Here is a 23,519-nt window from a genome sequence, read left to right as displayed (position 1 = left end):
TTATGAAAAAATCAAACATTACTTTATTATCAAGTGCATTAATCGCTGGAGTTACTGTCGTTGGTGCTACAACAACGGCAAACGCTGCAACAACTACACCCGACTCAACTGAAACAACTCATACTCAAACAGTTCAATCTAACAGTCAAAAATTAGATGACGATATTAAAGACGCTCAAACTGACGTTGATAATGCCAAAGATACAGCTGACAAAGATCAAAGTGCTGCTGATACTTCTAAAGACACAGCCGATGCTTCTAAAGACAATGCTGGTCAAACTGAAGAAAATGCTAATCAATCACAAGAAGATTTAAACAGTGCTGTTGATAATCAACAAAATGCGCAAAATACTGCTGATAACGCAACTGATGAATCTATCAATAACGCTCAAGATGCAGTTGACGAACAAGACAAAACAAATAACCAATTAGGTCAAGACGTTGATAACGCTAAAACAGATGTTGATAAAGGTAAAACAGATGTCGATAATGCTCAAACTGGCGTTGATGAAGCCCAAAAAGGTGCTGACCAATCTGATAAAGATGCTGATAAAGCTCAAGAAAACGTTGATAATGCTCAAAATAACCTTGATGGCAAAGGTTCAGCCGAAGCCGACAAGAATTTAAGCAATGCCAAAGATAACTTGGATCAAGCTCAAACAACTGAAGACAATGCTCAAAAAGGTGCTGACCAAGCTGACAAGAATATTGCTGACGCACAAAACAATGTTAATAACGCTCAAACTGGCGTAACTGATGCTAACAAACAACAAAATGATGCTAAAGCTAAAGCTGACGCTGCTCAAAAAGCTAAAGATACTGCTCAAAAAGCATTAGATGATGCTAAGAAACAACAAGGTAATCATCAAGCTAACCAAAATCACATCAACTTAAGCCAAGACTACATTAATGCCTTAAAGGCTTATTCAGATGCTTCATCAGCTGACGCTAATTATCAAGATGTCATTGACAGTTTAACAGCTGCAACTGAAAAAGAATGGGCATTAAATGGCGGCTACATTTCAAATGACCAAGATAAAACTGTTCATATTAACAACCAATCAGATTTAAACAAATATCTTGATGACTTAAATGAATATGCTAAACAATTATTAAATGAAGTGCGTGACCGTTTTGGTAGCACACAAGTTGAAGTCTCAGAAGGTTCTAAAAAATTAGGTCAATCAATCGGCGATGCTTATACATCTAAGAATAACGATCCTGATGATGGTCATGACAATGCATTAAACAACAGCATTGCTAACGGTATGGGATTAACATACTTAACACAACAAGATATGAATACTATCTTCGATAAATCATCTGAAAATGGTTGGAATCTTAGTCTTGATGCTTTCAAGAAATCTATCTATGATTCAATGAATGCCTTCTTATTCAATGGGGGTGAATGGGGCCATGCCGTAAGTGTTGCTGGCATTATGGCAACATATACACCTGCCAATAACACATGGTTCGGTCTTGGCTTCGGTCAATTTAAACAATCTAACGGTAATATCTTCTTAACAAGTTTCTTTAACTTTGTTGATGACTATGATGTTAACGACGCTTCTAAATTTAGCACTACACCTGTTGAATCTGGAACTGTCAGTCAAGCTCAAATTGATAAATTAGCAAGCGACGTTACTGCTAAAACAGCAACTTCAAAAACTGCTGATGCAGCTCTTGCAGCAGCTAAATCACAAACAGTTAAAGCTAACCAAGCCTTAGCTACAGCTAAAACTGCTTTAGCAACTGCTAAAACAAAACAAGCAACAGCACACACAGCCTTAACTAAAGCACAAAACGATGTTAAAACTGCTACTGTAGCTGTTAAAAATGCACAAACAGTTGTTGATGATTTAAATGCATCAATGCCTCAAAAACAACAAGCTTTAAAAGATGCACAAGCTGCCTTAGCTACAACTAAAACAACACAAGCTCAAAAACACATGACTTTAGACGCAGCTAATGCTAAATTAGTTACTGCTAAAACTGCATTAAAAGATGCAACTGCTAAATTAAGTGCCGCTCAAGCAGCTTTAAAAGCTGGTCAAGACGCACTTGGCGAAAAAACAAATCATTTAGATGACTTAAAGAATGCTGAAGCTAACTTAGTTGACGCAACAAAAGCTGTTGAAGCTGCTAAAAAAGCATACGACGAGGCTGTTAAAGCTGCCGAAGATGCACAAGCTGCTTCCGTTGCTGACGATGCACAATATGCGAAGTTACAAGCAATCGCTGATGCATCTAAGAAAGCTTTAGACGATGCACAAGCTGCATTAGCTAAATTACAACATGAAAAAGACATCGAAGATGCTTTGAACAATGTTGACAAACCATCAACTGGTACTGATAACGATTCTGGTTCACATACTGGTCATGTAACAGGTTCAGACAATGGTTCAGATAAAGGTAACGTAACTGGTTCTGTTGTTGCTAAAGGTAGTGAAACAGCTAAAGACACGACTGACAACAATGGTATTGTTGCACCAAGCAATAATACATCAACATCACGTCTTAAAGCTGCTGATCATTCAGAAATCAATAACGCTAAAATATTAGGTGCTTCGGTATTACCACAAACTGACGAAACTAATTCGTCAGTCGTTTCAGTGATTGGTGCAGCTCTTGTTGGTGCCGTTAGTCTCTTTGGACTTGCAGGAACGCGCCGTCGTAAACACTAATTCGTTATTGTAAGGAGGAATTGAGATGAAGAAGCCTTTACTTGTAATGACTAGTATCGTAATGGTTGCTTTATTAACAGCGTGTGGGCAACAAAAGTCACAGTCTGAGCAAACAAGTCAGCCAAAACAAGTATCCGTGTCAGATAAGAAAAAGGCGCAGTCGTCAAAAAAAGCAGATACAACTAAAAAGACGCATACTAAAGAAGTAAATCAACCAAAAAAAGAATCCGTGTCAGATAAGAAAAAAGCGCAGTCGTCAAAAAAAGTAAATACGATTAAAAAGACGCCTGCCAAAGAAGTAAATCAACCAAAACAGATGAATTTAGATCAAATTCAAGTCAGTGATTACAGCAGTATCGTCGGTCAGTGGCAAATTGTGAAGTTAGAAGCACGGGGACGCGACTTACCACTTGATGATGTTCAGCCGTTAAATATTACTAAAGATAGTCTAGTGTCATCATCTTCGTTTACATTAAATAAAGCTGGCTTAAAAGATCAGAATGGGCTGCATGCGACGAAATTTGAAGTTGCTAATAATATCTTAACCGCCAGCTTAAGTAATGCAAGTGATGTTTCTATTAATTGGTCCGTCATGTTCTATCCCAAAGGGACTAGTCACGAATATGGTGTTAATACTGGTGAAGAAACGAACAAGCAGAATCTGATTGTTGTTTGGTCAAGTAGTAACTCAGTGACCGCGGTTTACAGCCAAAGTTAATATATATATAAATAGAAGGTCTACAATATCTGTTGCCAGTGATAGAAAAATCTATCACTGGCAACAGATTTTTTTGTATGACACTAAAAAGAGTCTCCTATGACAAATAATACTAAGGTTTTACTAAATATGAAATTTGCTGAAAGCACTCCTTAATCCAGCAGTCATCGGAGTTTATGGTACTTTAGATTACCTTCAAAAATGCCTGACACCCCTGCAGAGTTCTCAACATAATCAAATTGTTAGCTACGGATGGCGGGCATCTCTATTAGGCTACTACGTTATTCTAGTGGCCAACTTTAAGAAACTAACAATGAATTGAAACATATTAAACGTAATGCCTACGATTTCAGTAATTTTAGGAAACACATTTTCTTTGTAATGAGGATTATGTACATAAAAAAGGCGTTGTCACAAAGTGACAACACCCTCCATAATATATTCACCAACAATAGTTGCAATAGAACCAAAAATATTCACCAGTGACAACTGCAATATACCAAAAAAAACACCTCACAAATTGCTTTGTGAAGTGCTTCAAAATATCGATATAAATATATATTAACGTTTTGAGAATTGGCTTGCTTTACGAGCTTTCTTAAGACCTGGTTTCTTACGTTCTTTCATACGAGGATCACGAGTAAGTAATCCTGCAGATTTAAGAGCTGCACGGAAATCTGGATCTACTGTAAGTAATGCGCGAGCAATACCATGGCGAACTGCGCCAGCTTGACCTGAGAAGCCACCACCATTAGCGTTAACTAAAACATCATAACTACCTAATGTTTCTGTAGCGTTAAATGGTTGTAAGACTACTTCACGTAAGTTAGCAAATGGAATGTAATCTTCAATTGCTTTGTTGTTGATAGTAATTTTACCAGTACCTGGTACTAAACGTACGCGAGCTACTGAGTTTTTACGACGACCTGTTCCTGAATATACGACTTGAGCCATTTCAATTGCCTCCTTAAATTAAGTTTGTAATATCTAAAGTTTCTGGTTGTTGTGCTTGTTGATCATGTTCTGCACCACGATATACGTGTAATTTCAATGCTTGTTCTTTACCAAGAGTACCTTTTGGAAGCATACCTTTAACAGAGAAAGCAATCAATTTTTCAGGATCGTTGGCACGGAAATCACCAGCAGTACGAGTTTTTAAACCACCTGGATGATCTGTATGATGTTGGTATAATTTTCTGTCAGCTTTGTGACCAGTTAAACCAACCTTTTCTGCATTGATAACAATAACGTTATCACCAGTATCCACATTAGGTGTGAATGTTGGTTTGTTTTTACCGCGTAAGATAGAAGCAACGACAGTTGATAAGCGACCTAAAGAAATATCAGTTGCATCAATAACATACCATTTACGTTCTATTTCGCCTTTTTTTGCTAAATAAGTTGTACGCACGATTGTTTCCTCCGTTTTTTCATGTTGTTTGTTTGACACTCAAATAAGTTTCCGGGGCCTATCAGTGGGGCAAACAATACCATTTATAATATTAACTATTAAAAGTCAATTTGTCAATCTAATTTATGGGCATCCCACAAATAAATAACACCTTTTCAGATTTAAAATTGCCTTAGTATTCATATTGTCAATAACTTCTATATTACCCTAATTCGTCCGGATAATAAACCTTTTTTAAATATAATCCACTCGCCGGAGCTGTTTCTCGAGCTTGTTGTCGATCCTTTACTTCATATAACCGTAAAATATCATGAACCGGACGCCGGCCGTTCCCTATTTCTAGGAGTGTAGCGACTAAAATTCGGACCATATTGTACAGAAAGCCATTTCCATAAAATTCAAAAATAATTTCATGGTTTTCTTTATCTTCTCTCACGGTTGCCTCATAAATCGTCCGAACGTGATCTGTAACCTGGCTACCTGCCGCCACGAAACTAGAAAAATCATGTTCGCCAACTAAATCAGGTAATGCTTCTTCAATTTTGGCGATATCTATCTTGTATTTATAATGACCCGTGTAGAAGCGTTTAAATGGGTCGGTAAATTCACCTTGAGAAACACGATACATATATCGTTTACCATGCGTACTATAGCGTGAATGAAAATCATCACTGACAAGTTCGGCTTTTTTAACTTGAACATCCAGTGGCAATAAACTGTTCAATGCTCTCATCATGCTAGTTTCCGGAATTTCATGCATGAAGTCAAAATGAAAAACCTGTCCTAAGGCATGAACGCCAGCATCTGTTCGGCCTGAACCATAAATTCTAACTGGTACTTCTGATTTACTCATAATTGTTACTGCTTTTTCTAAGACAGATTCAACCGTCCGTTGGTTTGGCTGCCTCTGAAACCCTGCAAAAGCTGCGCCATCATAAGCAACGGTAATTTTAAAACGTACTGACATATTTATTCATCCTTAATTTTTGAGGTAGACTAATGCAACGGTAACGATAGCGAATAAAACAAAAGCTAACGTATCAGCCGTCCGCCATTTTAAAATACGATACTTTGTTCGACCTTCTCCACCCTGGTAACCACGAGATTCCATGGCAATCGCTAAATCTTCGGCACGATTGAACGAACTTACAAATAGCGGAATTAACAACGGGATAATTGATTGCATTTGTTTAATTAGCGACCCTTGACCAAAGTTCACACCTCGAGCTCGTTGAGCGTTCATAATTTTTTCTGTCTCATCCATTAATGTAGGGACAAAACGTAACGCGATTGATAACATTAACGCAATTTCATAAACTGGAAATTTGATTGCTTTAAGTGGTTTTAATAAAGATTCAATCGCATCTGCTAGTTGGAGTGGTGCCGTTGACAACGTCAATAATGTTGACATAAAAATAATTAAAATAAATCGGCAAAAAATATATAATCCATTTGTCACACCAAATTGAGAAATTTTAAAAATCCCCCAATGCCAGTACATTTGGCCACCACTTGAAAATAGCATTTGCAAAGCAACCGTAAAGATAATCAGCCAAATTAATGGCCGGACACCTTTTAAAAAGAAACTCATATTAATTTTTGACGCTAAAATACATCCTAACGTAAAAACTAAAAGCATAGAAAAACTTTGCCAATTATTTGCCATAAAGATTATTCCAACAAAATAAAAACTCAAAACTAATTTAGCACGCGGATCCATGCGGTGAACGAGTGAATCACCCGCTATGTAACGTCCAAAAATCAACTTATTCATTAGCGTCATGACCTCCATTTTGGCTTAGCAGCGTGACGAGGTCGTCGGCTAATTCATTCTCTGTTAAAGGCATCTCCTTGAATTCAAAGCCTTTTTCAATTAATTTTTTTGAAAATAACGTTGTTGTTGGCACGTTCAAATGGTTACTTAATAAGAACTCTGGATCAGCAAAAACTTCTCTTGGTGTGCCCGATTTAATAATCGTTCCTTTTGACATGATAATAGCGTGATTCGCATAATTTGCCACATCATCCATCTGATGCGTTACGAGAATAATCGTCAAATTTTGTTCACGATGAAGTTCTTCGAACATTGCCATCATATCAACGCGACCTTTAGGATCTAATCCTGCTGTGGGTTCGTCTAAAACCAAGATTTTAGGTTCCATAGCCAGAATTCCAGCGATTGCTACGCGACGCATTTGACCACCAGAGAGGTCAAATGGTGATTGCTGATAGATATTCTCTGGTAATCCAACTAACTTCAACATTTTTGTCGCTATTTTCTCAGCTTCTTCATCTGTTTTACCAAAGTTTTTTGGCGCAAATGCCACATCTTTAATAACCGTTTCTTCAAACAATTGTGCTTCTGGAAATTGAAAAACGATGCCAACTTGTTTTCGTAAATCGTTTAACGTTTTATTGGCCGTTTCTGGTGTAATGATTTGATTCCCAATTGTAATTTTACCTTCAGTTGGTTTTAATAGGCCATTTAAATGTTGCAATAGGGTCGATTTACCAGAACCTGTATGTCCAACAATTGCTGTAAATGAGCCGTCCTCAATTTCAAGATTGATATTATGTAGCGCCCGACTTTCAAAAGGTGTCCCTTTTTGGTAGGTAAAGGCTACTTCGTTGAATTTAATTGCCATAACCAATCTACCATACCTTCCTCTGTCATATAGTCGTCCGGAATGTCAAAATGACGTTTTTTAAGCGCGACTTTTAAGCGTTCTGGATATGGAATATCTAATCCCATATCTACTAATTGTTCACCAAGTGCAAAAATTTCAGCAGGTGTGCCTTCTTTTACCAGCTCGCCTTTGTCCATAACCATAATTTTGTCAGCACTTGCCGCTTCATTAATATCATGCGTGATTGAAATAATTGTTAGCCCACGTTCTTCTTTGAGTTGATGTATTAGGCTCAAAACTTCGTCACGACCTTCTGGATCCAACATGCTAGTTGATTCATCCAAGATGATAACTTCTGGCCTTAGAGCGACAATTCCAGCGATTGCGACACGTTGTTTCTGTCCCCCAGATAGTCTAGCAGGTTCCTTGGCCGCAAACTCCCACATATCTACACGTTCAAGCGCGTCTCTGACTCGTTCTTGCATTTCTTTACGTTCTATTCCATTGTTTTCAAGTCCAAATGCAACGTCATCTTCAACAGTTGCTCCCACAAACTGGTTATCTGGGTTTTGAAAAACGATGCCAATCTTACGACGAATATCCCAGACCGTTTCTGGTGATAAAATAAGGCCATCTACTGTGATTTCACCTGATTGAGGTGCTAGCAAGCCATTAATATTTTTAGATAATGTACTTTTCCCACTACCGTTATGACCAATAATTGCAACCCAGTCACCTTTTTCAATCGTAAAGGACACATCTTTAAGTGCCATTTCACTCATTTCTTTTTGTGCTTCATATTGATAATTTAAATGATCAACTTTAATTAATTCAGTCATTGTTACTGTCCTCACAATTCACAAGATAACTTACGTTTTGCATTATATCACAGGCCAAAATGAACTCAGTGTATTTATACTTTTACTCTTTATAGTTGTCCTATCTATACAACATACATCTAAAATGCATTTTTTGTACTTTTAAGCTCTTAATTAACAATAAACAGCCATTTAGTCACACCTTTTTATATTGCGCTAAGAACTGCATTTTAAGCTAAATTTCTCTCACCATTTGATAATTAACTAGATTTTGTTGATGTCGATAATTATCTTATCTTTTTATAATTTTAAACCCATAATGTTCAAAAAAAGAGACAGCAGTTATTGAAGCCTCTACCGTTTGTACATTTATTTGTAATTCATTCCTTTGGTAATTTGTTAATTCTGTTAAAATAAGCGCTCCGATATGCTGTCGAATCATAGAACTCTCTACGTACAGCATATCAATATGTCCTGTTACTTCAAGGTTACCAAATCCTATGACCTTTAAATCTTTGATGGCAAGTAGCGTAAATGATTCACTTAATCGTTTATGCCATGCACTCAGATCTGGATTATTCTGCACCCACTCATTAATTTCTAGTTGTGAATAATCTTGTCGGTTAATCTCTTGAATTGTTTGGTTGAATAATGTCGTTATTTCCGATAAATATTTACTATCATAACGGTAAAGTTGTATTGAACTTTGTGCCATCACATTACCCCCTAAACAGATTAAGAATACTATTATCATACTAGGTTTTAGCACATAAAAAAAGGGTTCTGAACACATTATTAAAATGTGTTCAGAACCCTTTTTTCAGACCTCATTAGACAATAAAAAATCACTATGAAGGATGACCGGCAAATCACAAATGTGAAGAACCTTCAAACTAGACTAAGATTACTCCATCATCATAACGTTTGTTTTTAATCATCAATCAAAGTGAAAAATTATCTGTTAACGAATTATACTAATTCAATAATAACCATTTGTGCGGCATCGCCACGACGAGGCATTGTTTTCATAGTTCTAGTGTATCCACCATTACGTTCAGCGTAACGAGGAGCTACATCAGAAAATAATTTTTGTAATGCTGATTGAACAGTGACATCGTCACCATCTTCTTTCACGTCAGCAACTGTGTTTCTTACGAAAGCAGCAGCACGACGACGTGAAGCTAAATCACCACGTTTACCTAAAGAAATCATTTTATCGGCAGATTTGCGTACTTCTTTAGCGCGAGCTTCAGTAGTCACAATTCGTTCGTTGATAATAAGACTTGTTGTTAAATCACGTAACATTGCTTTACGTTGAGAACTTGTACGTCCTAATTTGCGGTAACTCATGAATAGTTTCCCTCCCTCTATATAATATTAGTCATCATGACGTAATGATAAATCAAGCGCAGCTAATTTAGCTTTAACTTCTTCCAATGATTTACGGCCCAAGTTACGGACTTTCATCATGTCAGCTTCGGATTTATTCGTTAATTCTTGAACCGTGTTGATTCCAGCACGTTTCAAACAATTGTATGAACGAACTGATAAATCAAGTTCTTCAATCGTCATTTCGAGCATTTTTTCTTTATGTGTTTCTTCTTTTTCAACCATAATTTCAGCATTTTTAGCTTCATCGGTTAAATCAACAAATAAAGTCAAATGCTCAGTTAAAATTTTAGCCGACAAACTAATGGCTTCGCTTGGTGTAATTGAACCATTAGTCCAAACATCAAGTGTCAATTTGTCATAATCATCTTTTTGACCAACACGTGTTTTTTCTACTTGGTAGTTCACACGTTCGATTGGGGTATAAATGGAGTCAATTGGTAATACGCCAATTGGCATATCTTCCGCTTTGTTTTGATCAGCAGATACGTATCCACGACCATTGCTAGCGTTCATGCGAACATGAAAAGATGCACCTTCTGCGACTGTACAAATGTACAAGTCGGGATTTAATACTTCAACATCACTGTTTACAATGATGTCACCGGCAGTAACCTCTGCGGGACCTTTCACATCAATTTCGATGGATTGGTCTTCATCAGCAGCTAACTTCAAAGCAACTTTCTTAATATTCAAGATAATTTGAGTAACATCTTCCAATACGCCTTCAATAGTTGAAAACTCATGTAAAACACCATCAATTTGAATATTAGTAATAGATGCGCCTGGTAAGGAAGATAATAGAATCCGACGAAGTGAATTACCTAATGTCGTACCATAACCGCGTTCAAGTGGTTCTACAACAAATTTACCATAGTTAGGACTTTCATCTATCTTATGAATATTTGGTTTTTCAAATTCAATCATTCTTATCTTTACCCCTTTCAAAACGTAACGTGTAATCTAGTGAAAACATTATGAAGTTCAACTCCGTAATGAATATTAATCCACGTTAAACACGACGGCGTTTTGGAGGACGACATCCATTATGAGGCACTGGAGTAACATCGCGAATTGCTGTTACTTCAAGACCAGTAGTTTGTAAAGCACGGATTGCGGCTTCACGGCCAGAACCAGGTCCTTTAACTGCTACTTCAACAGTCTTCATACCATTTTCCATTGAGCCTTTAGCTGCAGCTTCTGCTGCCATTTGTGCTGCGAATGGTGTAGATTTACGACTACCTCTAAAACCTAATGCACCAGCTGATGACCATGCAACAGCGTTACCGTTAACATCAGTAATCATAACAAGTGTATTGTTAAAAGTAGAATGAATATGTGCAACACCGGCTTCAATATGTTTTTTAACACGGCGTTTGCGAGAAACTTTCTTAGTTGCCATAAATAGTATTACCTCCTTAATCTAGTAATTATTTCTTGCGGCCTGCAATTGATGTAGCTGGGCCTTTACGTGTACGAGCGTTGTTTTTCGTGTTTTGTCCACGAACTGGTAAACCACGACGATGACGCATGCCTCGGTACGTTCCAATTTCTTGGAGACGTTTAATGTTTAAACTGATTTCGCGACGTAAGTCACCTTCAATTTTAAATTGATCAACAACTTTACGGATTGCATCCTCTTGGTCAGTTGTTAAATCACGAGTTCTAATATCTTCTGATACTTCTGCTTCTACCAAGATCTTAGCAGCAGTTGTATTACCGATTCCATAAATGTAAGTTAATGCTACCACGATTCTTTTATCACGTGGAATATCAATACCTGCAATACGAGCCATAACAATTACACCTCCTAATTTTTATTATCCTTGACGTTGTTTATGTTTTGGATTTGCGCTACAAATGATCATAACTCGACCTTTGCGCTTGATAACTTTACAATGTTCACACATTGGTTTTACTGATGGTCTTACTTTCATTGAATTATACCTCCTAAAAGTTTTTGAAGTACAATCTATTTAAAGCGATAAGTAATACGACCCTTACTTAAATCGTAAGGAGACATTTCAACCGTCACTTTATCACCAGGTAAAATACGAATATAATTCTTACGAATTTTACCAGAGACATGAGCTAAAATTTCATGATCATTTTCAAGTACAACTCGAAAAGTCGCATTGGGTAACGTTTCACGGACCGTACCCTCAATCTCAATTACTTCTTCTTTCGCCACGTAAATGTACCTCCTTAAAATCGTGTTTTAACTTTACATGTAAAAATGGCGAGAATTAGACACTCTCACCCGTTCTTATCAGGATATTATTACAAATATCCTCCTGAAAAGATAAACCGGAATTATTCTATCATACCGCTATCTCAGATGCAAGTTAGCCACTCCGGCACAATTACTTTGCAGCGGAATACTCAGATTACTTGAGATTGTTTAAAATCGTTTCAATATCTGCAAATACATCTTCAATATCGCGGTTACCATCTACTGTATACAATAGATGACGTTGTTCGTAAAAATCTAATAACGGTGTATTCATTTTGATGTTAACTTCTAAACGATTTTTAACCGTTTCAAGTTTGTCATCTTCACGTTGATAAAATTCATGTTGCCCACAGCGATCACATGTTCCTTCAACCTTTGTGGGGTTGAAGATTTTGTGATATGTAGCTCCACAATTACGACAAATGTAACGACCAGTTAAACGTTCGATTAGAGATTCAGGATCAACATGAATGTCAATGACTGCGTTAAGAGGTTTTCCAAGGTCCTTACCGATTTCGTCCAAGGCAACAGCTTGTGCCATATTTCTTGGAAACCCATCAAGCATGTAGCCATCTTGAATATCATCTTCAGCTAATCGTTCTTTGACAATGCCATTTGTGACTTCATCAGGAACAAGGTCACCACGATCGATATACTTTTTAGCTTCAAGTCCCATTGGTGTTTCATTTTTCATTGCTGCACGGAAGATGTCTCCCGTAGAGATATGAGCGATGTGGAAAGCGTCGACAATCTTTTCAGCTTGTGTTCCCTTACCTGCACCAGGTAAACCCATTAACATCAGGTTCATTTTAGTCATGAATATCCTCCTAATATGAGAAATGGTTAGGCATCAGCCTAACCTAATTCTCAGTTTAAAATTTGTTTTTTATCGATTATCTAATGAATCCGACGTACTTACGTTTCATCATCATACCCTCTAATTGACGAATAGTTTCAAGAGCAACCCCAACGACAATCAACAGACTAGTACCACCCAAACCAACTGATTCATCTAATCCGAACAAACTTGATGCTAATAATGGAATTAAAGCAACAAATCCTAAGAATAATGAACCAACAGTACTTAAACGCATTAATAATTTTGAAACATATTTTTCTGTTGCTTTACCAGGCCAAACACTTGGAATATAACTTCCTTGTTTTTGTAAATTCTCTGAGAGTTTCTCAGGATTTACCTGTACGAAAGCGTAGAAGAATGTGAACAAGACAATCAATACGGTATATAGGATGGCTCCGTATGTTGTTTGCATGTTGAAAACTTGACTTAATACTTTATACCAAGTCGTGTCCCCTTGTGAGCTTTGGAATGCCAAAAGCACAGTTTGGGGTGTTGCAATGAACGAACTCGCAAAAATAACGGGGATAACACCCGCAACGTTTACCTTAAGTGGCAGATATGAACTATCTGTCGCACCAGCAACACGTCTTGTGTATTGAATTGGAATCTTATAGTTAGCTTGTTGAACATATGTTACAAAAGTTACGATTGCAAAAATAATAACGAGCAAGATAACTATGAACAAGATGCCCCCCCAAAGATCACCTTTATCAGCTTGGAAAATTTGTTCATTGAAAATCTGTTTAATACCACCTGGAATACGAGAAACGATACCTGCCATGATTAACATGGAAACACCATTCCCAATACCACGTTCAGTAATCATATCACCTAACCAAGTCGTAAACATTGTTCCGGCTGTTAAAATAACGCCCAAAACAACATATGTTTGCGTACTTGGATTGTTAACCAAACCTAAACTACTTAATGAGTCTAACCCTGCGGTGATACCTACAGATTGAACAAATGCTAAGACAATTGTTAGGTAACGTGTAGCTTGATTCAATTTACGACGACCAACTTCACCTTGCTTACTCCATTCTACAAAACGAGGAACAATGTCCATTTGTAGTAATTGAATAACAATTTGAGCTGTAATGTAGGGTGAAACCCCCATTGCGAAAATTGAGTAATTAGTTAATCCACCACCACTAAAAGTGTTAAGAAGACTAACTAAGTTACTACTTGTTGCACTAGCAATTGCAGCATGGTTAATTCCAGGAACTGTTATAAAAGTACCTAAGCGAAAGACAATTAAAACGCATAAAGTGAAAAAAATCTTTTGACGGATTTCTTTCACAGCTAATGCATTTTTCATCACTTTAAGCATTAGATCACCTCTGTTTGACCACCGGCAGCTTCAATAGCTTCTTTAGCAGCAGCTGAGAATTTACCTGCTTTAACAGATAATTTCTTGTTAAGTTCGCCGGAAGCTAAAATTTTAATTCCTGATTTTTCGTTCTTAACAATACCTGATTCAACAAGTAATGCTGGTGTTACTTCAGCACCGTTTTCGAATTTGTTTAAGCTATCTAAATTGACAACTGCATATTCTTTACGGTTGAAGTTATTAAATCCACGTTTTGGCATACGACGGAATAAAGGCATTTGTCCACCTTCAAAACCTAAACGTACTTTACTACGGGCTTTTTGGCCTTTTTGACCACGTCCAGAAGTTTTACCATTACCTGAAGATGTTCCACGTCCGACACGGTTACGTACTGAGCGAGAACCTTCACTTGGTTTTAATTCATGTAATTTCATAGGGTTGGCACCTCCTTATTTTAAACTGCAAACAAGATGTTGATGTTATTTAACTTCTTCAACGTCCACTAAATGAGAAATCTTGGCGATAACGCCTCGTGTTACTGCGTCATTAGGACGAATAACAGAGCTGCTAATACGGTGTAAACCGAAAGCTTTAACGATTTCGCGTTGATTTTGAGGACGTCCGATGACACTGCGTTTTAATGTAATTTTTAAATCTGTCATGTTTTAGTCCTCCTAGTCAGCTAAGTGTTGAATAGAAACGCCACGTAATGCAGCAACTTCTTCAGCACTCTTCATTTTCTTTAAACCATCCATTGTTGCGCGAACAACGTTGATTGGTGTATTTGAGCCTAATGATTTACTTGTTACATCTGCTACTCCAGCAAGTTCCATAACGGCACGAACTGAACCACCAGCGGCAACTCCAGAACCTTCAACAGCTGGTTTAAGCATAATGCGTCCACCACTGTATTGACCGAGAACTTCGTGAGGAAGTGTCGTACCGACCATAGGTACTTCAATCAAGTTCTTTTTAGCATCTTCAACTGCTTTACGGATTGCTTCAGGAACTTCTTGAGCTTTACCTGTACCGAAGCCTACATGACCATTGTGATCACCGACAATAACTAATGCAGCAAAACGTAGACGACGTCCACCTTTTACAACTTTAGTAACACGGTTAATCGCAACAACACGATCTTCTAAATCTAAATGAGTTGGATCAATGAAAGTCATAAACTATTTCCTCCCTTTCTTAGAATTCTAATCCATTTTCACGAGCTGCTTCAGCTAAAGCAGCAACGCGTCCATGGTATAAGTATCCGCCACGATCAAAAACAACAGCTTTGATACCTTTGTCATTAGCACGTTTAGCAACTAATGCGCCAACAGCAGTAGCTTTTGCTACTTTACTGTCGCCAGTTACTTCACTATCAATTGTTGAGGCACTTGCTAGCGTTACACCCGCTACGTCATCAATTACTTGAGCGTAGATGTGGTTATTAGAACGGAATACGTTTAAGCGTGGGCACTCTGCAGTTCCAGAAATCTTGCCACGAACACGTAAATGACGTTTTGAACGTGTTTTATTTCTATCTGGTTTTGTAATCACAATTTTCACCTCTTGATTTTATTCAAAAACAAAGTAAGCAATGCTAAGCAGCATTATTTACCTGTTTTACCTTCTTTACGACGAACATATTCGCCAACGTAACGAATTCCTTTACCTTTATAAGGTTCTGGAGGACGAACGGCACGAATTTCTGCGGCAAGATCGCCAACTTCTTGTTTACTGATACCTGAAATAATAATACTTGTATTTGCAGGAACTTCAACAGTTAAGTTTTCGCGTTCTTCAAAATCCACTGGATGTGAATAACCAACATTTAATACTAATTTTTTCCCTTGTAATTGTGCACGATAACCAACACCAATCAACTCAAGTTCTTTTTTGAAACCTTCTGTAACACCAAGAACCATGTTGTTTACGTTGGCACGCATTGTACCATGTAAGGCACGAGTGCTTTTATCGTCACTTTCACGAGTAAATTTAACTGAAAGACCTTCAACATGCATTGTAATAGCACTAGAGAACTTACGAGTTAATTCACCTTTGGGGCCTTTTACTGTAACCATTTGACCTTCTTGTGTAACTTCTACACCAGCAGGAAGAACGATTTCTTTATAACCTATACGACTCACGCGAGTGACACCTCCTTACGAATTAATTGATTACCAGATGTATGCTAAGACTTCGCCACCAATTTGTTTGGCGCGTGCATCTTTATCTGTCATCACACCTTCTGATGTTGAGATAACTGCGATTCCTAAACCATTTAATACTTTAGGAACTGCATCAGCTTGAACGTACGTACGTAATCCTGGTTTTGAGATACGTTTAATACCAGAGATTACACGTTCGTTGTCTTTTCCAAATTTTAAAAATACACGGATAATACCTTGTTTGTCATCATCGATGTATTCGATATCACGTACGAAACCTTCATTTTTAAGGATTTCAGCGATATCACGTTTGATTTTTGAAGCAGGCACTTCTAAAGACTCATGCCGTACCATGTTTGCATTACGGATACGAGTTAAAAAGTCTGCGATCGGATCAGTCATGACCATTGAGTTTACCCTCCTTTAACTTGTCTTTTAGATTTACCAGCTAGCTTTTTTCATACCAGGAATTTGGCCTTTGTGAGCAAGGTCACGAAGACAAATACGGCATAATTTAAATTTACGATAAACAGAATGTGGGCGACCACAACGTTCGCAACGTGTATAAGCTTGTGTAGAGAATTTTGCTGGACGTTTGTTCTTTGCAATTAATGATTTTTTAGCCAAAGCTTTGTAACCTCCTTATTATTTAGAAAACGGCATACCTAATTGTGTGAGTAATTCTTTTGATTCCTCATCAGTATTAGCAGTTGTAACAATAACGATATCCATTCCACGAACTTTATCCACATCATCAAAATCGATTTCTGGGAAAATTAATTGTTCGCGAACACCTAAAGTATAGTTACCACGGCCATCAAAGGCTTTTTTGCTAACGCCACGGAAATCACGCACACGAGGTAATGAAACTGAAACTAATTTATCTAAGAAATCGTACATGCGTTCGCCACGTAAAGTAACTTTAGCACCGATTGGCATACCTTCACGTAAACGGAAGCCAGCAATTGATTTTTTAGCTTTTGTAACCAAAGGTTTTTGACCAGCGATTAAAGCTAATTCTTCAACAGCTTTATCTAAATTTTTAGCATTAGTAACAGCATCACCAACACCCATGTTGATAACAATTTTATCAACTTGAGGTGTTTGCATAATTGATGTGTAGTTAAATTTTTCCATCATAGATGGTGTAATTTCATTAGTGAACTTTTCTTTTAAACGGTTAGTCATGAAGAAAGTGTCCTCCTTTCAGTAGGTCTATTTAACAGTTTCACCTGATTTTTTAGAAACTCTAACTTTCTTGCCGTCTACAACTTTGAAGCCAACACGAGTTGGTTCGTTTGTAGATGGGTCGATAAGCATCACGTTTGAAACGTGAATTGGTGCTTCTATATCCACGATGCCACCTTGTGGATTCGAGTTACTAGGTTTTTGATGTTTTTTTGCAATATTCATGCCTTCAACAATCACACGGTCATCTTTAAGGAAAACTTTAGTAACAGTACCTTGTTTACCTTTATCTTTACCTGCAATTAATTGAACTTTATCACCAGTTTTGACGAACATTTAGCGCACCTCCTTGTTTTCCGATGGATTTCTTATAATACTTCGGGTGCTAAAGAAACAATCTTCATGAAATTGTTATCACGTAATTCACGTGCAACAGGTCCAAAGATACGTGTACCTTTAGGGCTTTTATCATCTTGGATGATAACGGCAGCATTTTCATCAAATTTGATGTATGAACCGTCAGCGCGATGAGCACCTGATTTTGTACGTACGATTACAGCTTTAACAACTTCACCTTTTTTGACAACACCACCTGGTGTTGCATGTTTAACAGTAGCAACAATAACGTCACCGATATTAGCAGTTTTACGCTTTGATCCACCTAAAACTTTAATAGTTAAGATTTCTTTTGCGCCTGAATTGTCGGCAATTTTTAAACGACTTTCTGTTTGTATCACAGTAAGTGTCCTCCTTTCGATAGCAAATTAGAAATACGAATGGCAATTATGCTTAAGCAATAACTGCTTTTTCAACGATATCTAATAAACGGAATCTCTTAGTTGCTGACAACGGACGAGTTTCCATAATTTGAACGATATCGCCGATTTTTGCTTCGTTATTTTCATCATGTGCATAGAATTTTTTAGAATAAGTCACACGTTTACCGTAGGTTTTGTGTGTCTTGTATGTTTCGATAAGAACACTAATCGTTTTATCCATTTTGTCGGATACAACGCGTCCTTGATAGACTTTACGTTGGTTACGAGTTTCACTCATGCGTAAATGGCCTCCCTTTCGTAATCTACTTGTTTAATTCTTGTTGGCGTAATGCCGTTTTAATACGAGCAATTGTTTTACGTACTTCACTTAAGCGTGCGGTATTTTCTAATTGACCGGTAGCTAATTGGAAGCGTAAGTTAAACAATTCATCTTTAAATTCTTGTTCTTTGGTAATCATTTCAGCAGTGGTTAATTCATTAATTTCCTTAGCCTTCATGTGATTCGCCACCTACTTCCTCACGTTTTACAATTTTAGTTCTCACTGGAAGTTTGTTTGATGCTAAGCGTAAAGCTTCGCGAGCAACTTCTTCGGGAACACCGGCAACTTCAAACATGATCTTTCCACGTTTAACTGGAGCTACCCATCCTTCAGGAGCACCTTTACCAGAACCCATTCGAACACCAATTGCTTTTGCAGTATATGATTTATGAGGGAAAATTTTAATCCATACTTTCCCACCACGTTTCATATGACGGTTAATAGCGACACGAGAAGCTTCGATTTGACGGTTAGTGATCCATGATGATTCAAGAGCCTGTAAACCGAATTCTCCAAAAGCGACTTCTTTGCCACCTTTAGCTTCCCCACGCATTTTACCACGGAATTCACGACGGAATTTTGTACGTTTAGGTACTAACATAGGTTATTTCCCTCCTTTCACAGCGTTTTTCTTAGCTGGTAAGATTTCACCACGGTAGATCCAGACTTTAACGCCTAATTTACCGTAAGTAGTCATTGCTTCAACCCAAGCGTAGTCAATATCTGCTCTTAAGGTATGTAATGGAACTGTACCATCTGAGTAGCTTTCAACACGAGACATATCAGCTCCGTTAAGACGGCCAGCAACTTGAACTTTGATACCTTTAGCACCAGAGCGCATTGTACGTTGCATAGCTTGTTTAACAGCACGACGGAATGCGACACGGTTTTCTAATTGTTCCGCAACGTTTTCGCCGACTAATTGAGCATCTAAATCAGGACGTTTGATTTCAACAATGTTGATATGCACACGTTTACCTGTTAAATCATTTAATTCTTTACGAAGTTTTTCAACTTCAGCTCCACCTTTACCGATAACCATACCAGGTTTAGCAGTATGGATTGAAACGTTAACACGTTTTGCAGCGCGTTCGATTTCAACGATAGAGACAGAAGCGTCGGTTAATTTTTCTTGAATGTATTTACGGATGTGTAAATCTTCATGAAGGTAGTTTGCAAAATCTTTTTCTGCATACCATTTTGAATCCCAATCACGAATGATACCTACACGTAATCCCGTTGGATTTATTTTTTGACCCACGCGTTATCCCTCCTTATTTTGTAGTTTCAGATACAACTACTGTAATGTGACTCGTACGTTTGTTAATTGGTGAAGCTGATCCTTTAGCACGAGGACGGAAACGTTTTAAAGTTGGTCCTTCGTTAGCAAAAATATCAGTAATAACTAAGTTTTCACCATCTAAATCAAAATTATTTTCTGCATTAGCTACAGCAGAAAGTAAAACTTTTTCAATGATTGGGCTTCCGGCTCTGGGAGTAAATCTCAAAATACCGATAGCTTCAGCAACACTTTTACCTCTGATAAGATCGATTACCAAGCGAGCTTTACGCGCTGGAATACGAACAGTTTTGGCGGTTGCTTTTGCTGATGTTACTTGTTCAGCCATGTGTATAACCTCCTTTATTTAACTGTAGTTTTCTTATCGTCAGATCCGTGACCACGGAAAGTACGTGTTGGAACAAATTCACCCAACTTATGACCAACCATATCTTCTTGCATAAAAACTGGAACGTGTTTACGTCCATCATATACAGCGATAGTTAGACCAATGAAGTTAGGGAAGATTGTTGAACGACGTGACCATGTTTTGATAACTGTTTTCTTTTCTTGATCAGTTTGTGCTTCGACCTTTTTCATCAAATGTTCATCGACGAATGGTCCTTTTTTTAGACTACGACTCAATGTGAATCCTCCTTCCGGAATATAGCTTAAGCAACAAGTAAATTATTTCTTGTTGCGTCCACGTACGATAAATTTGTCTGATTGGTTTTTCTTTGAACGTGTTTTGTAACCCATCGTCTTTTGACCCCAAGGAGACATAGGTGATGGACGACCAATTGGAGCTTTACCTTCACCACCACCATGAGGATGATCGTTAGGATTCATAACTGATCCACGAACTGTAGGACGTTTACCAGCCCAACGAGCACGACCAGCTTTACCAATTTTGATTAATTCATGTTGTTCGTTACCAACAGCACCGATAGATGCGCGACATGTTGATAAGATCATGCGAACTTCGCCTGATGTCAAACGAACAAGGACGTATTTACCTTCTTTACCAAGTAATTGTGCAGAAGCACCGGCTGAACGAGCAAGTTGTCCACCCTTACCTGGTTTTAATTCGACATTATGAATAATTGTACCAACTGGGATATCTTGAAGAGCTAATGCGTTACCAACCTTGATATCTGCTTCTTTACCAGATTGAACCATCATGCCAACTTCTAATCCTTTAGGAGCAATGATGTATGATTTGATACCATCAGTATATTGTAATAATGCAATATTAGCTGAACGGTTTGGATCATATTCAATTGCTTTAACAGTTGCTGTTACATTGTCTTTAACACGCTTGAAATCGATCAAACGGTATTGACGTTTATGACCACCACCACGGTGACGAACAGTAATGCGACCATAGTTATTACGGCCGGCAGTTCTGCTTTTTGATTCTAGTAATGATTTTTCAGGAGTTGATTTAGTAATTTCTGAGAAATCAGAACCAGTCATATTACGACGACCGTTAGTGGTTGGTTTGAATTTTTTAATTCCCACGTTGTTTTCCTCCTAGTTTACAAAATTTTAGATTATTCTTCGAATAATTGGATTTCTTTTGAGTCGGCAGTTAAAGTAACAATTGCTTTACGGCGTTTTTTAGTATAACCAGCATAGCGACCTTGACGTTTTAACTTACCTTTAACATTCATGATATTTACTTTTACAACTTTAACGCCAAAAATATCTTCAATAGCTTTTTTGACTTCAATTTTAGTTGCACGAGTATCAACGTCGAATGTGTAAACTTTGTTAGCCATTCTATCCATTGCTGCTTCGGTGATGACTGGGCGTAAGATAATATCTCTTGATTCCATTATGAAAGAGCCTCCTCTACTTGAGAAAGAGCTGCTTGAGTCATGACTAATTTATCATTGTTGATAACGTCAAGAACGTTAACACCTTTAGCTTCTACTACTGTAACATTTTGTAAGTTACGAGCTGCTAAAGCAACGAAATCATTGCCAGGTTCAAGAACTATTAATACTTTTTTGTTGATATCTAAGTTACTTAAAACTTCTTTGAAAGTTTTTGTCTTTGGTTGTTCGAAGCTAAGTGCATCGACCATAACCACGCTGTTATCCAATACTTTTTGTGAAAGTACTGATTTAAGAGCTAAACGGCGAACTTTTTTAGGTAATTTGTAACTGTATGAACGAGGAGTAGGGCCAAATACGACACCACCACCACGCCATTGTGGGCTACGGATAGATCCTTGACGAGCACGACCTGTACCTTTTTGGCGCCATGGTTTTCTACCACCACCTGAAACTGCACTTTTGTTTTTAACTGAATGAGTTCCTTGACGTAATGATGCACGTTGCATGATTACGGCGTCAAAAATGACATTGTCGTTAGGTTCGATTCCAAAAATAGCGTCGTTTAATTCAACTTCACCATTTTTAGTACCATCTTGTTTTAATAATGCGACTGTTGGCATTTTGAAATTCCTCCTTCCTGTTATTTAGCGTCTTTTGTGACGTTTTTAATTGTAACTAATGTTTTGTTTGCGCCTGGTACGTTACCTTTAATCAAGATAACATTACTATCAACGTCAACACGAATAATTTCCAAGTTTTGGACAGTTACGCGTTTGCCACCCATGCGACCTGGTAATCTCTTACCTTTGAATACACGGTTAATAACGGCACCCATTGAACCAGGACGACGATGATAACGAGAACCATGAGTCATAGGACCTCGTGATTGTCCCCAACGTTTGATATTTCCTTGGAAACCATGTCCCTTAGACGTACCCGTAACGTTAACGATATCGCCAGCTGAGAATGTATCAACTTTAATTTCGTCACCTACGTTATATTCTCCAAGCTCAACATCGTTAATTTCACGAACGAAGCGCTTAGGAGTAGTATTTGCTTTTGCTGCATGACCTTTAGCAGGTTTGTTTGTTAATACTTCGCGCATGTCTTGGTAACCTAATTGAATTGCTTCGTAACCATCGTTTTCAATTGTTTTCAATTGTAAAACAACGTTTGGCGTAGATTCAATCACTGTAACTGGTACCAATTCACCATTTTCAGTAAAAACTTGTGTCATACCTACTTTTTTTCCTAAGATTCCTTTTGTAGTCATGAGTACACCTCCAATATGTTTGTATTTTTATTTTTGTAACTCTGTTTTATAATTTGATTTCAATATCAACGCCACTAGGTAAGTCAAGTTTCATCAATGAATCAACTGTCTTAGGTGTTGGGTTAACGATATCAATCAAACGTTTATGTGTAAGCATTTCGAATTGTTCACGTGAATCTTTATGCTTATGTGGTGAACGTAAAACTGTGTATAATGTACGTTCTGTTGGCAATGGAATTGGTCCAGAAATTGTTGCCCCTGTTCTTTTTGCAGTTTCAACAATCTTGTCAGCAGATTGGTCTAAAATACGGTGTTCGTAAGCTTTTAAGCGAATACGAATTTTTTGTTTTGCCATTTTGTTCCCTCCTTCGTCTATTTTAAAAATAAGACTAGCTCCGTGTAAGTGACCGACACACCTTGCGTGGCAAAGCTGCCGGGCGTGTCGCAATCTTTCACATCTTAGCTCATTCTATGAAACCCTATCGCAGGGCGTAATACGCCATCTGTTTTTGGGTACTTATCTATACTACTAGAGATAAAGCCTTATGGCAAGTGCTTTCTTATTTTTTTTCAAAGTTTCTCATTATATAATCATAATTAACATTTTT

Annotated in this window: 38 protein-coding genes; 2 read left to right on the top strand and 36 right to left on the bottom strand. The window is 37.6% G+C overall.

All coding sequences use genetic code 11. The features are described 5' to 3' along the window. Nucleotides 1-2: 2 nt before the first annotated feature. On the top strand, nucleotides 3-2,684 hold the full coding sequence (locus AC1RPK_RS03960; protein ID WP_481761608.1) for an SEC10/PgrA surface exclusion domain-containing protein: 2,682 nt from the start codon (nucleotides 3-5) through the stop codon (nucleotides 2,682-2,684). 25 nt (nucleotides 2,685-2,709) lie between these two features. Then, nucleotides 2,710-3,402: a DUF6287 domain-containing protein gene (locus AC1RPK_RS03955; protein WP_481761609.1), complete on the top strand. Its 693-nt coding sequence runs from the start codon at nucleotides 2,710-2,712 to the stop codon at nucleotides 3,400-3,402. A 561-nt stretch (nucleotides 3,403-3,963) separates the two neighbouring features. On the opposite strand, the gene rpsI is transcribed toward AC1RPK_RS03955, so the two are convergent. From rpsI to rpsJ, 36 genes are all read right to left on the bottom strand, one after another. Next, nucleotides 3,964-4,356, bottom strand: coding sequence for a 30S ribosomal protein S9 (gene rpsI, locus AC1RPK_RS03950; RefSeq protein WP_409022038.1), 393 nt, complete (start codon nucleotides 4,354-4,356; stop codon nucleotides 3,964-3,966). Nucleotides 4,357-4,369: 13 nt separating this feature from the next. Then, nucleotides 4,370-4,813, bottom strand: a complete 444-nt coding sequence (gene rplM, locus AC1RPK_RS03945) for a 50S ribosomal protein L13 (RefSeq protein ID WP_057974611.1) — start codon at nucleotides 4,811-4,813, stop codon at nucleotides 4,370-4,372. A gap of 202 nt (nucleotides 4,814-5,015) precedes the next feature. Then, nucleotides 5,016-5,780 (bottom strand): tRNA pseudouridine(38-40) synthase TruA, encoded by a 765-nt coding sequence (gene truA, locus AC1RPK_RS03940; RefSeq protein ID WP_409022037.1) that lies wholly within the window; start codon nucleotides 5,778-5,780, stop codon nucleotides 5,016-5,018. A gap of 12 nt (nucleotides 5,781-5,792) precedes the next feature. Beyond that, complete coding sequence (locus AC1RPK_RS03935) at nucleotides 5,793-6,596, bottom strand: energy-coupling factor transporter transmembrane component T family protein (RefSeq protein ID WP_481761610.1); 804 nt, start codon at nucleotides 6,594-6,596, stop codon at nucleotides 5,793-5,795. Continuing rightward, entirely contained in the window at nucleotides 6,580-7,458 is an 879-nt protein-coding gene (locus AC1RPK_RS03930) for an energy-coupling factor ABC transporter ATP-binding protein (RefSeq protein WP_481761611.1), read from the bottom strand. Before AC1RPK_RS03930 ends, AC1RPK_RS03935 begins: the two co-directional genes overlap by 17 nt. Further along, complete coding sequence (locus tag AC1RPK_RS03925) at nucleotides 7,434-8,279, bottom strand: energy-coupling factor ABC transporter ATP-binding protein (protein WP_481761612.1); 846 nt, start codon at nucleotides 8,277-8,279, stop codon at nucleotides 7,434-7,436. The genes AC1RPK_RS03930 and AC1RPK_RS03925 overlap by 25 nt, the downstream gene beginning before the upstream one ends. 271 nt (nucleotides 8,280-8,550) lie before the next feature. After that, nucleotides 8,551-8,973, bottom strand: coding sequence for a GNAT family N-acetyltransferase (locus AC1RPK_RS03920; protein ID WP_481761613.1), 423 nt, complete (start codon nucleotides 8,971-8,973; stop codon nucleotides 8,551-8,553). Between the two features lie 254 nt (nucleotides 8,974-9,227). Then, nucleotides 9,228-9,608 (bottom strand): 50S ribosomal protein L17, encoded by a 381-nt coding sequence (gene rplQ / locus AC1RPK_RS03915; RefSeq protein WP_057974617.1) that lies wholly within the window; start codon nucleotides 9,606-9,608, stop codon nucleotides 9,228-9,230. A gap of 27 nt (nucleotides 9,609-9,635) precedes the next feature. Beyond that, a complete protein-coding gene (locus tag AC1RPK_RS03910; RefSeq protein ID WP_409022032.1) occupies nucleotides 9,636-10,574 on the bottom strand; it encodes a DNA-directed RNA polymerase subunit alpha in 939 nt (312 codons plus the stop codon). An 85-nt stretch (nucleotides 10,575-10,659) separates the two neighbouring features. Next, entirely contained in the window at nucleotides 10,660-11,049 is a 390-nt protein-coding gene (rpsK, locus tag AC1RPK_RS03905) for a 30S ribosomal protein S11 (protein ID WP_057974619.1), read from the bottom strand. 28 nt (nucleotides 11,050-11,077) lie between these two features. Next, nucleotides 11,078-11,443 (bottom strand): 30S ribosomal protein S13, encoded by a 366-nt coding sequence (gene rpsM / locus AC1RPK_RS03900; protein ID WP_057974620.1) that lies wholly within the window; start codon nucleotides 11,441-11,443, stop codon nucleotides 11,078-11,080. Between the two features lie 24 nt (nucleotides 11,444-11,467). Continuing rightward, nucleotides 11,468-11,584, bottom strand: coding sequence for a 50S ribosomal protein L36 (rpmJ, locus tag AC1RPK_RS03895; RefSeq protein ID WP_057756760.1), 117 nt, complete (start codon nucleotides 11,582-11,584; stop codon nucleotides 11,468-11,470). Nucleotides 11,585-11,619: 35 nt separating this feature from the next. Next, on the bottom strand, nucleotides 11,620-11,838 hold the full coding sequence (gene infA / locus AC1RPK_RS03890) for a translation initiation factor IF-1 (RefSeq protein ID WP_057974621.1): 219 nt from the start codon (nucleotides 11,836-11,838) through the stop codon (nucleotides 11,620-11,622). A gap of 196 nt (nucleotides 11,839-12,034) precedes the next feature. Next, on the bottom strand, nucleotides 12,035-12,697 hold the full coding sequence (locus AC1RPK_RS03885) for an adenylate kinase (RefSeq protein ID WP_481761614.1): 663 nt from the start codon (nucleotides 12,695-12,697) through the stop codon (nucleotides 12,035-12,037). 76 nt (nucleotides 12,698-12,773) lie between these two features. Then, nucleotides 12,774-14,069, bottom strand: coding sequence for a preprotein translocase subunit SecY (gene secY, locus AC1RPK_RS03880; protein WP_409022030.1), 1,296 nt, complete (start codon nucleotides 14,067-14,069; stop codon nucleotides 12,774-12,776). Next, entirely contained in the window at nucleotides 14,069-14,503 is a 435-nt protein-coding gene (gene rplO, locus AC1RPK_RS03875) for a 50S ribosomal protein L15 (protein WP_409022029.1), read from the bottom strand. Before rplO ends, secY begins: the two co-directional genes overlap by 1 nt. A 45-nt stretch (nucleotides 14,504-14,548) precedes the next feature. Beyond that, complete coding sequence (gene rpmD / locus AC1RPK_RS03870; protein WP_057974624.1) at nucleotides 14,549-14,731, bottom strand: 50S ribosomal protein L30; 183 nt, start codon at nucleotides 14,729-14,731, stop codon at nucleotides 14,549-14,551. Nucleotides 14,732-14,743: 12 nt separating this feature from the next. Continuing rightward, nucleotides 14,744-15,244, bottom strand: a complete 501-nt coding sequence (rpsE, locus tag AC1RPK_RS03865) for a 30S ribosomal protein S5 (protein ID WP_409022028.1) — start codon at nucleotides 15,242-15,244, stop codon at nucleotides 14,744-14,746. A gap of 19 nt (nucleotides 15,245-15,263) precedes the next feature. Further along, a complete protein-coding gene (gene rplR / locus AC1RPK_RS03860) occupies nucleotides 15,264-15,620 on the bottom strand; it encodes a 50S ribosomal protein L18 (protein WP_462298812.1) in 357 nt (118 codons plus the stop codon). Nucleotides 15,621-15,673: 53 nt separating this feature from the next. Further along, on the bottom strand, nucleotides 15,674-16,210 hold the full coding sequence (gene rplF, locus AC1RPK_RS03855) for a 50S ribosomal protein L6 (RefSeq protein ID WP_481761615.1): 537 nt from the start codon (nucleotides 16,208-16,210) through the stop codon (nucleotides 15,674-15,676). A gap of 30 nt (nucleotides 16,211-16,240) precedes the next feature. Next, complete coding sequence (gene rpsH / locus AC1RPK_RS03850; protein WP_057974628.1) at nucleotides 16,241-16,639, bottom strand: 30S ribosomal protein S8; 399 nt, start codon at nucleotides 16,637-16,639, stop codon at nucleotides 16,241-16,243. 33 nt (nucleotides 16,640-16,672) lie between these two features. After that, nucleotides 16,673-16,858, bottom strand: a complete 186-nt coding sequence (locus AC1RPK_RS03845; RefSeq protein WP_057974629.1) for a type Z 30S ribosomal protein S14 — start codon at nucleotides 16,856-16,858, stop codon at nucleotides 16,673-16,675. Between the two features lie 18 nt (nucleotides 16,859-16,876). Further along, a complete protein-coding gene (gene rplE, locus AC1RPK_RS03840; RefSeq protein WP_409022025.1) occupies nucleotides 16,877-17,419 on the bottom strand; it encodes a 50S ribosomal protein L5 in 543 nt (180 codons plus the stop codon). A 27-nt stretch (nucleotides 17,420-17,446) separates the two neighbouring features. Then, nucleotides 17,447-17,755, bottom strand: a complete 309-nt coding sequence (gene rplX / locus AC1RPK_RS03835; RefSeq protein WP_409022024.1) for a 50S ribosomal protein L24 — start codon at nucleotides 17,753-17,755, stop codon at nucleotides 17,447-17,449. Between the two features lie 32 nt (nucleotides 17,756-17,787). After that, nucleotides 17,788-18,156: a 50S ribosomal protein L14 gene (gene rplN, locus AC1RPK_RS03830; protein ID WP_409022023.1), complete on the bottom strand. Its 369-nt coding sequence runs from the start codon at nucleotides 18,154-18,156 to the stop codon at nucleotides 17,788-17,790. A gap of 52 nt (nucleotides 18,157-18,208) precedes the next feature. Then, complete coding sequence (gene rpsQ / locus AC1RPK_RS03825) at nucleotides 18,209-18,475, bottom strand: 30S ribosomal protein S17 (RefSeq protein WP_057974633.1); 267 nt, start codon at nucleotides 18,473-18,475, stop codon at nucleotides 18,209-18,211. Nucleotides 18,476-18,500: 25 nt separating this feature from the next. Further along, complete coding sequence (gene rpmC, locus AC1RPK_RS03820; RefSeq protein ID WP_057974634.1) at nucleotides 18,501-18,695, bottom strand: 50S ribosomal protein L29; 195 nt, start codon at nucleotides 18,693-18,695, stop codon at nucleotides 18,501-18,503. Then, a complete protein-coding gene (gene rplP, locus AC1RPK_RS03815; protein ID WP_057974635.1) occupies nucleotides 18,685-19,119 on the bottom strand; it encodes a 50S ribosomal protein L16 in 435 nt (144 codons plus the stop codon). Before rplP ends, rpmC begins: the two co-directional genes overlap by 11 nt. Nucleotides 19,120-19,122: 3 nt before the next feature. Next, the gene (gene rpsC, locus AC1RPK_RS03810; RefSeq protein ID WP_057974636.1) at nucleotides 19,123-19,779 is read right to left on the bottom strand and encodes a 30S ribosomal protein S3; all 657 of its coding nucleotides are present in this window, start codon (nucleotides 19,777-19,779) and stop codon (nucleotides 19,123-19,125) included. Nucleotides 19,780-19,792: 13 nt separating this feature from the next. Continuing rightward, complete coding sequence (gene rplV / locus AC1RPK_RS03805) at nucleotides 19,793-20,146, bottom strand: 50S ribosomal protein L22 (protein ID WP_409022022.1); 354 nt, start codon at nucleotides 20,144-20,146, stop codon at nucleotides 19,793-19,795. Nucleotides 20,147-20,160: 14 nt separating this feature from the next. After that, nucleotides 20,161-20,442 (bottom strand): 30S ribosomal protein S19, encoded by a 282-nt coding sequence (gene rpsS, locus AC1RPK_RS03800; RefSeq protein WP_057974638.1) that lies wholly within the window; start codon nucleotides 20,440-20,442, stop codon nucleotides 20,161-20,163. 42 nt (nucleotides 20,443-20,484) lie between these two features. Further along, on the bottom strand, nucleotides 20,485-21,318 hold the full coding sequence (gene rplB, locus AC1RPK_RS03795; protein ID WP_409022021.1) for a 50S ribosomal protein L2: 834 nt from the start codon (nucleotides 21,316-21,318) through the stop codon (nucleotides 20,485-20,487). A gap of 32 nt (nucleotides 21,319-21,350) precedes the next feature. Next, on the bottom strand, nucleotides 21,351-21,635 hold the full coding sequence (rplW, locus tag AC1RPK_RS03790; RefSeq protein ID WP_409022020.1) for a 50S ribosomal protein L23: 285 nt from the start codon (nucleotides 21,633-21,635) through the stop codon (nucleotides 21,351-21,353). Further along, nucleotides 21,635-22,258, bottom strand: a complete 624-nt coding sequence (gene rplD, locus AC1RPK_RS03785) for a 50S ribosomal protein L4 (protein WP_409022019.1) — start codon at nucleotides 22,256-22,258, stop codon at nucleotides 21,635-21,637. Before rplD ends, rplW begins: the two co-directional genes overlap by 1 nt. 20 nt (nucleotides 22,259-22,278) lie before the next feature. Continuing rightward, nucleotides 22,279-22,911: a 50S ribosomal protein L3 gene (rplC, locus tag AC1RPK_RS03780; protein ID WP_481761616.1), complete on the bottom strand. Its 633-nt coding sequence runs from the start codon at nucleotides 22,909-22,911 to the stop codon at nucleotides 22,279-22,281. Between the two features lie 46 nt (nucleotides 22,912-22,957). Beyond that, entirely contained in the window at nucleotides 22,958-23,266 is a 309-nt protein-coding gene (gene rpsJ / locus AC1RPK_RS03775; protein WP_057974643.1) for a 30S ribosomal protein S10, read from the bottom strand. Nucleotides 23,267-23,519: the final 253 nt, after the last annotated feature.

It is taken from the genome of Dellaglioa sp. CoH-55-MRSF-6 (assembly GCF_056782215.1).
Note: the sequence above shows the minus strand (reverse complement) of the source record. Positions and strands in the feature narration are given on the sequence as shown.